This window comes from Mesorhizobium neociceri (genome assembly GCF_013520985.1).
GTDB classification, from domain to species: domain Bacteria; phylum Pseudomonadota; class Alphaproteobacteria; order Rhizobiales; family Rhizobiaceae; genus Mesorhizobium; species Mesorhizobium neociceri.
Genome location: NZ_JACDTY010000012.1, coordinates 187,649 through 193,883 on the forward strand (window position 1 = coordinate 187,649; position 6,235 = coordinate 193,883).

The 6,235-nt window shown below is 61.0% G+C and carries 3 protein-coding genes; 2 read left to right on the forward strand and 1 reads right to left on the reverse strand.

Features of this window, described 5'->3' with window-relative positions:
- Positions 1 to 12 precede the first annotated feature (12 nt).
- On the reverse strand, positions 13 to 2,043 hold the full coding sequence (locus tag H0241_RS23145; RefSeq protein WP_027040387.1) for a conjugal transfer protein TraG: 2,031 nt from the start codon (positions 2,041 to 2,043) through the stop codon (positions 13 to 15).
- Between the two features lie 1,035 nt (positions 2,044 to 3,078).
- Here H0241_RS23145 and H0241_RS23150 point away from each other — a divergent pair.
- Positions 3,079 to 3,519, forward strand: coding sequence for a hypothetical protein (locus H0241_RS23150; protein ID WP_155936725.1), 441 nt, complete (start codon positions 3,079 to 3,081; stop codon positions 3,517 to 3,519).
- Positions 3,520 to 3,700: 181 nt separating this feature from the next.
- Positions 3,701 to 6,025, forward strand: a complete 2,325-nt coding sequence (locus tag H0241_RS23155; RefSeq protein ID WP_181060143.1) for an NADP-dependent malic enzyme — start codon at positions 3,701 to 3,703, stop codon at positions 6,023 to 6,025.
- The last annotated feature ends 210 nt before the right edge of the window (positions 6,026 to 6,235 follow it).

The following is a 6,235-nucleotide window of genomic DNA, read 5'->3' on the forward strand; positions in this document are numbered from 1 at the left end:
CTTTGAATGCCTTCAGAAGCCGGGCACGATGTCCTTGGCGTTGCCCGTTGTCTCGTTGATGCCGTAGGCGCGCGAGGCAGTCGAGATCCGGTCCATGACGCGCTTATCGGCTACCGTCTCGCTATCATCGTCAACGGGCTTGAAGAGGTCGTCCTGATCGGGCCCCTGGGGGACGACGGGCTGTTCTTCGGCCAGACCTGGATGACGTTGCTGCTGGAAACCTCCCTCGTCCCCGATTGCCGCGGCGGCAATCTCGTCGTCTGAAGCTAGACGACGGTCAACGCCCCGCACCTGGCCAGTCCAGTCGTTCGCACACGACGCAGGGCAGTCCACATTGGAACCGTCGAGCAGCACCGGCGAAGGTAGCACCCGTTCGGTGAAATTCTGGTCCTCGTAGTAGCGCAGCTTCTTAGCGCGGATTGGAGCCAACCCCGATATCAGCACCAGCTCATCGGAATTCGGCAACTGCATCACCTCGCCGGGAGTCAAGAGCGGGCGCGCGGTCTCCTGTCGACTGACCATGACATGAGACAGCCAGGGGGCAAGCCGGTGGCCGGCATAATTGCGCATGGATCTGAGTTCCGTCGCAGTGCCAAGAGCGTCGGAAATACGCTTGGCAGTCCGCTCGTCATTGGAAGAAAATGCAATTCGCACGTGGCAATTGTCCAGGATGGCGTTGTTCTCGCCATAGGCCTTCGAGATCTGGTTCAAGGACTGCGCGATCAGACAGGCGCGGATGCCGTAACCGGCCATGAAGGCGAGCGCAGTCTCGAAGAAGTCCAGCCGCCCGAGCGCCGGAAATTCGTCCAGCATCATAAGAAGCTGATGCTTGCGGCTCTTCTTTGGATCGCCCTCCAGGCGCTCCGTCAGTCGCCGACCGATCTGATTGAGAACCAGTCGCATCAACGGCTTGGTACGCGAGATGTCCGATGGCGGCACGACGAGATAGAGCGATAGCGGCCGCTCGGCAGCCATGAGGTCGGCAATTCGCCAGTCGCAGGCCGATGTTGCCGCCGACACCGTCGGATCGCGGTAGAGCCCAAGAAACGACATCGCGGTCGAAAGAACGCCTGAACGCTCATTCTCTGATTTATTAAGCACCTCGCGCGCGGCAGAAGCGACAACAGGATGGACCTGAGGCTTATCCGCCGGGCCGAGGTGGTTGGTGGTCATCATGCGCTGAAGCGTTGCGGCAAACGAACGTTGCGGGTCCGACAAGAAGGTGGCGACGCGGGATAGCGTCTTTTCTTCCTCGGCATAGAGCACGTGCAAAATGGCGCCGACGAGCAGCGAATGACTGGTCTTCTCCCAATGATTTCGCCGCTCCAGCGCGCCTTCCGGGTCGACAAGAATGTCGGCAATGTTCTGGACGTCGCGCACTTCGTTTGCGCCCTTGCGGACTTCCAGCAGCGGGTTGTAGCGGGCTGATCTTGCATCCGTCGGATCGAACAGAAGGCAGTATGAGAACTTCGAGCGCCAGCCGGAGGTTAGCTGCCAATTCTCGCCCTTGATGTCATGAATGACAGCCGATCCGGTCCAGGAAAGAAGCGTTGGAACAACCAGTCCGACGCCCTTGCCCGAACGCGTCGGCGCGAAGGCCATGACGTGCTCCGGGCCGTCATGGCGCAGGTAGCGATCCTTCAGCTTGCCGAGGAAAATGCCGGTCGGCCGAAACAGGCCCGCGTTCTCGACCTCCCGGATAGCGGCCCAATGTGAAGAGCCGTAGGTGGTGACCAACCCACGCTGTCGCGACCGCCACAGCGACCCGGCGACCGCTGCAGCACATCCCATGAACCCACTGGCGCCGGCGAGCATACCTGCCTTGTCGAAGACGTCTGGCGCATAGGCATCGAAATGGAACCACCATTCGAACAATTTCCACGGCCTGTAGATTGGCCATCCGGCGAGGATAAACCATGGTGCGCCGAGAGGCGTCTGGTAGGCCAGCATGTGGGCGCACCATTGCGTTGCCGTCCATACGCCGAGAGTGACGATGGCGAATACAACGGCGGTCTGCCCAATCAGTAGCTTTGTGGGGGTCATTGGCCTCTTCCGCTGTCGTGTTAAGCCGGACCAATGATCATGTCGCGGAGCAGAAACTAAAACGTATCCTACGCACGACCTGCTGCGATCAGGCATCGGCAAGAGGTTGGAAACGTCAGAGCGGGCGCAGAGGCCCGGTGCTTTCGGCGCTCAACCCGGGCCGCGCGGATCAGTCCGCGACGGTGTGTGCCGCTCACCGGCATAGTCGGCCTGTCCGGCAGGCGCCGTCACACATGTTTCGACATTGTGACATCAGTGTGCCGCGCGTTTTTAAAACTCTTAACAATTAAATTGTCATCGTGTTGATATACTCGACTGGAATTTGAAGGTAAATTGCTCTCATCCACCGCAGTCTGGAACGCCGTTCTTAGAAGAAACAGCAGATAAGACGATGATCCGGAAACGACACTTGCGGCTTTGCTTACTATCGGCAATGCTGCGGTAGCGCAATACAGAAAAGTATGCGTACGCTAGGCACCATCTTCGACCAGGGATTACGAAATGGGCAATACCGAGAGTCGTCGAAACTGTCCACTTCCCAGCGTTAGACCATGCCAAAGCCATCGATCAACCCGCGCCGTCACCGGAAGGCGGGCAAGCAGTCGACAGGAGCTCTTGTCGAAGTCGCGTCGGGTGCAATCGCCGAAACAGGCCCAGAATCCATCCTCAAAAGCAAAGGCGGTCGGCAACGACCTGTCGCTGGGAACGATCGCAGCATTGCGGGCGAACACCCGGCTGGCTCTCGGATGTACAGGCGGGCAGGCCGAAGTTTCAAGCATCCACAAACCAAGGCGGTCGCGACGGCCTCACGCAGATCAAGGGCAGTCTTCGACGTGGTGGCCGATCTCGAGGCGGTTTGCTCGCCCCGGGGACTGGAGGGGGTGCTTGCTTGGTTGGGCCTAGAGGCTCGTCCAGCTTGCTCCCGCTGTCTTTGGAACTGGATCGCGCAAAATACGTGACAATCACGAACATGCTGCTCGAGTTCACCGGTTCTTCAGATGCCAGAGTTCGATAGCTGCCAAAGGGAAAACTCGCATGAAACGACGTGGTCTCATGTTCCTGACGCTGCTTTCACTGGTCGGGCTTTCCTTCGCTGCGACAGAGGAAAGGACTCAGGGGGCCGCCGATGCGACGATGAGATTTTTGGGTGACAGCGCGGCTGCTGGCGCTGGCTACACCTGGGGTGGCGGAACCCTGGACTTCGAGGGTAAATGCTATCCTTTCACCGTTTCCGGATTGACCTTCATCGATATCGGCGCCGAGCGAATTGACGGCGCAGGAACTGTTTACAATCTGAAGACGGCCGAAGATCTCGCGGGAACCTATATCGCGGCCGGCTCGGGTGCGACACTCGCAGGCGGAGGCAGCGTTGTGGCGCTCGAAAATCAGAATGGCGTTATCGTGCATTTCCATTCAACCACGGCTGGACTGAAACTCTATCTGTCGCCCGCAGGGATCGTTGTGAAGCTGAAGTGAATTCCTGGATCCTCGCTGCATCCGCTCTGTCAGGTGATCGCTGGAACATAGCCGAATCGATCGAGAATCGGTCTGAACGGGCCGTGTCCAAGAACCGGATTCAGCCGGCTCTGACCGCCAGGCGAAGAATCGTTGCCGCATGCGGCAAGGCTTGAGAGAACTGAACAGAGGGAGCGGCGGAATGGACGGCGAGAACAAGAAAACGGTCCGGTCCGACCTCGATGAGGCCGCCCTCTTCTTCCACAAGCATCCAACCCCGGGAAAGTTCGAAATCCAGGCGACGAAGCCGCTCGGCAACCAGCGCGACCTGGCGCTTGCCTATTCGCCAGGTGTCGCCGCCCCCTGCCTCGAGATCCGCGACGACCCGGCGACCGCCGCCGACTACACCGCACGCGCCAACCTGGTCGGCGTCGTCTCCGACGGCTCCGCTGTGCTTGGGCTGGGCAATATCGGCCCGCTCGCCTCCAAGCCGGTGATGGAAGGCAAGGCGGTGCTGTTCAAGAAATTCGCCGGGATCGATGTCTTCGACATCGAGATCGATGCGCCCGGGATCGATCGCATGGTCGAGACGATCTCGGCGCTCGAGCCGACTTTCGGCGGCATCAACCTCGAGGATATCAAGGCGCCGGAATGCTTCGAGGTGGAGGAGCGGCTCAAAGCCCGCATGGCGATTCCCGTCTTCCATGACGACCAGCATGGCACGGCAATCATCGTTGCCGCGGCCGTGCTAAACGGCCTGGAATTTGCCGGCAAGACAATCTCGGACATCAAGATCGTTACCTCCGGCGCCGGCGCCGCGGCGCTCGCCTGCCTCAATCTCCTCGTCTCGCTCGGCGCAAGACTCGAAAACATCTGGGTCACCGACCGTTTCGGCGTCGCTCATAAGGGCCGCGTCGAGGAGATGGATCGCTGGAAAGACCCGTATGTGAAGGAGACGGAAGCGCGCACGCTCGCCGACGTCATCCCCGGCGCCGACGTCTTCCTCGGCCTCTCCGCCGCCGCCGTGCTGAAACCGGACCTGCTGCAGCACATGGCGCCGAAGCCGCTGATCCTGGCGCTGGCCAATCCCAATCCCGAGATCATGCCGGAAGTGGCAAGGGCCGCGCGCCCGGACGCCATGATCTGCACCGGGCGCTCCGATTTTCCCAATCAAGTCAACAATGTGCTGTGTTTTCCTTACATCTTTCGCGGCGCGCTTGATTGCGGCGCCAGCGCCATCAACGAGGAGATGAAGATGGCCGCGGTGCGGGCGATCGCTGCCCTTGCCCGCGAAGAACCTTCGGATGTCGCCGCGCGCGCCTATTCCGGCGAGACGCCGGTGTTCGGACCCGAGTTCCTGATCCCCTCGCCCTTCGATCCGCGCCTTATCCTGCGCATCGCCCCGGCCGTCGCCAAGGCGGCCTGCGACACCGGTGTCGCGACGAGGCCGATCAGCGACTTCACCGCCTATATCGACAAGCTCAACCGTTTCGTCTTCCGCTCCGGCGTGGTGATGAAGCCGGTGTTCTCCTCGGCCAAGGCTTCCAGCGCCAAGCGCGTGATTTATGCCGACGGCGAGGACGAGCGCGTGCTTCGCGCTGCCCAGGTCGTGCTTGAGGAAGGCATAGCCGAGCCGATCCTGATCGGCCGGCCGCAGGTCCTTGAGATGCGGCTGAAACGCTACGGTCTGCGCATCAAGCCGGGCGTCGATTTCGGCCTGATCAATCCCGAAGATGATCCGCGCTACCGCCACTATGTCAACCTCCTGATCGAGCTTGCAGGCCGGCGTGGCGTGACGACGGAAGCCGCCCGCACCATGGTGCGCACCGACAACACGGTGATCGCGGCACTTGCGCTGAAACGCGGCGATGCCGATGCCATGGTCTGCGGCCTCGAAGGGCGCTTCGAGCGGCATCTGCGCAATGTGACGTTGATCGTCGGACCGCGCGCCGGGATCAAGCATTATGACCTGTCGACGTTTTCCATGCTGATCTCGCAACGCGGGATCATCTTCCTCACCGACACCCACGTCTCGGTCGACCCGACGGCGGAGGAGATCGCCGAAATCACCGTGCTGGCGGCGGAGGAAATCCAGCGCTTCGGCATCGAGCCGAAGGCGGCACTCCTGTCGCATTCGGATTTCGGCTCGCGTGATTCGCCGAGCGCGCTGAAGATGCGCCGCGCGGCGGAAATCCTCGGCCGCATCGCGCCCGCTTTGCAGTGCGACGGCGAGATGCATGCCGATACCGCACTGTCGGAGCATCTGCGCCGGCGCGTCTATCCGCACTCACGTCTGAAGGGTGAGGCCAATTTGCTGGTCTTCCCGAACCTCGATTCGGCCAACATCACCCTGACGGCTTTGCGCGCCATGATGGACGCGCTGCATGTGGGGCCGATCCTGCTCGGCACCGACAAGCCGGCGCATATATTGACGCCGTCGGTGACCTCGCGCGGCGTGGTCAACATGACCGCGCTGGCCGTGGTCGAGGCAGCGCATAAGGCGCAGGCGCTTGTCGATCTGGGCTGAAGCTGGAATCGGCGGCATGCTAAAACAGGCGGTTGCCTGCTGATCGCTTTTTCAACAGACGCGGATGGCCTCGGCCTCGCGTGCTAGAGCGGTTCACGACTTGATGGAATCGAAGGGGATTCCCGATTTGTCGGTTTTGTGATTCAAGATGCTGGCTGGAGTGGAGGCCAGCATCTGATGACCCGACCTCTTTCCAATGATCTTCGCGAG

What these genes read in the sequence shown, in the direction of transcription:
- H0241_RS23155 (WP_181060143.1), top strand. Translation starts at nt 3,701, where the DNA reads ATGGACGGCGAGAACAAGAAAACGGTCCGGTCCGACCTCGATGAGGCC.
- H0241_RS23150 (WP_155936725.1), top strand. Translation starts at nt 3,079, where the DNA reads ATGAAACGACGTGGTCTCATGTTCCTGACGCTGCTTTCACTGGTCGGG.
- H0241_RS23145 (WP_027040387.1), bottom strand. Translation starts at nt 2,043, where the DNA reads ATGACCCCCACAAAGCTACTGATTGGGCAGACCGCCGTTGTATTCGCC.